The organism is Agrobacterium sp. ES01 (genome assembly GCF_050320885.1).
Classification (GTDB): domain Bacteria; phylum Pseudomonadota; class Alphaproteobacteria; order Rhizobiales; family Rhizobiaceae; genus Allorhizobium.
The window spans coordinates 1-3,217 of record NZ_JBNQTH010000017.1; the positions used below are offsets into that span (position 1 = coordinate 1).

Here is a 3,217-nt window from a genome sequence, read left to right on the forward strand (position 1 = left end):
GGTTTGGGTTTCCAAGCATTGATATAAGGTATCTTACTTTCGAATACATAGGGGTAAGAAGCGAACGCAGGGAACTGAAACATCTAAGTACCTGCAGGAAAGGACATCAACCGAGACTCCGTTAGTAGCGGCGAGCGAACGCGGACCAGGCCAGTGGCAATCAGGAATAAAGCCGAACAAGTTGGAAAGCTTGGCTAAAGTGGGTGACAGCCCCGTAGGCGTAGAACACTGATTGTCCTTGAGTAGGGCGGGACACGTGAAATCCTGTCTGAACATGGGGAGACCACTCTCCAAGCCTAAGTACTCGTGCATGACCGATAGTGAACCAGTACCGTGAGGGAAAGGTGAAAAGCACCCCGACAAGGGGAGTGAAATAGAACCTGAAACCGGATGCCTACAAGCAGTCGGAGGGCGCAAGCCTGACGGCGTACCTTTTGTATAATGGGTCAACGACTTAGTGTATCTAGCAAGCTTAAGCCGGTAGGTGTAGGCGCAGCGAAAGCGAGTCTTAATAGGGCGATTGAGTTAGATGCATTAGACCCGAAACCGAGTGATCTAGCCATGAGCAGGTTGAAGGTTGGGTAACACCAACTGGAGGACCGAACCCATATCTGTTGCAATAGATCGGGATGACTTGTGGCTAGGGGTGAAAGGCCAATCAAACTCGGAGATAGCTGGTTCTCCGCGAAAACTATTTAGGTAGTGCGTCGATCGAATACCCTCGGGGGTAGAGCACTGGATGGGCTATGGGGACTCACCGTCTTACTGATCCTAACCAAACTCCGAATACCGAGGAGTACTAATCGGCAGACACACGGCGGGTGCTAACGTCCGTCGTGAAGAGGGCAACAACCCTGACCTCCAGCTAAGGTCCCCAAGTCATGGCTAAGTGGGAAAGGATGTGAGGATCCCAAAACAACCAGGATGTTGGCTTAGAAGCAGCCATCATTTAAAGAAAGCGTAACAGCTCACTGGTCTAAATAAGGGTCTTTGCGCCGAAAATGTACCGGGGCTAAAGCCATGCACCGAAGCTGAGGATTGTAGTGACTTGTCACTGCAGTGGTAGCGGAGCGTTCCGTAAGCCTGTGAAGGGAGACCCGTGAGGGCTCCTGGAGGTATCGGAAGTGCGAATGTTGACATGAGTAACGATAAAGGGGGTGAGAGACCCCCTCGCCGAAAGACCAAGGGTTCCTGCTTAAAGTTAATCTGAGCAGGGTTAGCCGGCCCCTAAGACGAGGCGGACACGCGTAGTCGATGGGAACCACGTTAATATTCGTGGGCCTGGTGGTAGTGACGGATCGCACAAATTGTAACACCTTATTGGATTGGTGTTGCAGTGGAGCGGTTCCAGGAAATAGCTCCACCGTATAGACCGTACCCGAAACCGACACAGGTGGTCAGGTAGAGTATACCAAGGCGCTTGAGAGAACTGCGTTGAAGGAACTCGGCAAATTGCACGCGTAACTTCGGAAGAAGCGTGACCCCAGGATACGCAAGTGTTTTGGGGTGGCACAGACCAGGGGGTAGCGACTGTTTATCAAAAACACAGGGCTCTGCGAAGTCGCAAGACGACGTATAGGGTCTGACGCCTGCCCGGTGCTGGAAGGTTAAAGGGAGAGGTGCAAGCTTTGAACTGAAGCCCCAGTAAACGGCGGCCGTAACTATAACGGTCCTAAGGTAGCGAAATTCCTTGTCGGGTAAGTTCCGACCTGCACGAATGGCGTAACGACTTCCCCGCTGTCTCCAACGCAGACTCAGTGAAATTGAATTCCCCGTGAAGATGCGGGGTTCCTGCGGTCAGACGGAAAGACCCCGTGCACCTTTACTATAGCTTTACACTGGCATTCGTGTCGGCATGTGTAGGATAGGTGGTAGGCTTTGAAGCAGGGACGCCAGTTCTTGTGGAGCCATCCTTGAAATACCACCCTTATCGTCATGGATGTCTAACCGCGGTCCGTTATCCGGATCCGGGACAGTGTATGGTGGGTAGTTTGACTGGGGCGGTCGCCTCCGAAAGAGTAACGGAGGCGCGCGATGGTGGGCTCAGACCGGTCGGAAATCGGTCGTCGAGTGCAATGGCATAAGCCCGCCTGACTGCGAGACTGACAAGTCGAGCAGAGACGAAAGTCGGTCATAGTGATCCGGTGGTCCCGCGTGGAAGGGCCATCGCTCAACGGATAAAAGGTACGCCGGGGATAACAGGCTGATGACCCCCAAGAGTCCATATCGACGGGGTTGTTTGGCACCTCGATGTCGGCTCATCGCATCCTGGGGCTGGAGCAGGTCCCAAGGGTTTGGCTGTTCGCCAATTAAAGCGGTACGTGAGCTGGGTTCAGAACGTCGTGAGACAGTTCGGTCCCTATCTGCCGTGGGTGTAGGAATATTGATAGGATCTGTCCCTAGTACGAGAGGACCGGGATGGACGTATCTCTGGTGGACCTGTTGTCGTGCCAACGGCATAGCAGGGTAGCTATATACGGAATGGATAACCGCTGAAGGCATCTAAGCGGGAAACCAACCTAAAAACGAGTATTCCCTATCAGAGCCGTGGAAGACTACCACGTTGATAGGACGGGTGTGGAAGCGCAGCAATGTGTGAAGCTTACCGTTACTAATAGCTCGATCGGCTTAATCGTTCTCATTGACCATGCTCATCAAAGCCAAAGGCTTCGATGATGCCATCTGTTTTGTTCTCACGCTGTCGGCCCTTTGGGCCGTCGCTGAGAACCACGCGCCGAACCTTCGGCGACGCGCCTTGCGCTTGCGGACTTCGTCCAATCACTGCAAGGGAAACAAACCTAAACGTGTTCGCCTAAGACAAATGAGGGTAACCTCAACCAGCTTCTCAATATGCAAAGCATCAATACGGTTCCGTATTGATGCCAAGCATCAACATTGCCCTTTGCCGACCTGGTGGTTATGGCGGGGCGGCCGCACCCGTTCCCATTCCGAACACGGCCGTGAAACGCCCCAGCGCCAATGGTACTTCGTCTTAAGACGCGGGAGAGTAGGTCGCTGCCAGGTCTGCAAAAGGCAATGAAATCATAATCTTCTCATCACAAAACAATCGGGCCTCGTCCCAAAATGAGGCCGCTCAAAAAAAGCGGCCATCTTGCTGTCCAAACATTATTCCGCGGGGTGGAGCAGCCCGGTAGCTCGTCAGGCTCATAACCTGAAGGCCGCAGGTTCAAATCCTGCCCCCGCAACCAAAATCCAA

1 tRNA gene and 2 rRNA genes are annotated in these 3,217 nt (G+C 53.2%); all 3 read left to right on the forward strand.

Features of this window, described 5'->3' with window-relative positions:
- Positions 1–2,636: ribosomal RNA gene (locus ACQQ2Q_RS22515) — 23S ribosomal RNA — on the forward strand; the annotation flags it as partial.
- A 273-nt stretch (positions 2,637–2,909) separates the two neighbouring features.
- Positions 2,910–3,024 (forward strand): 5S ribosomal RNA (gene rrf, locus ACQQ2Q_RS22520).
- 108 nt (positions 3,025–3,132) lie between these two features.
- Positions 3,133–3,209: transfer RNA gene (locus ACQQ2Q_RS22525), tRNA-Met, on the forward strand.
- The last annotated feature ends 8 nt before the right edge of the window (positions 3,210–3,217 follow it).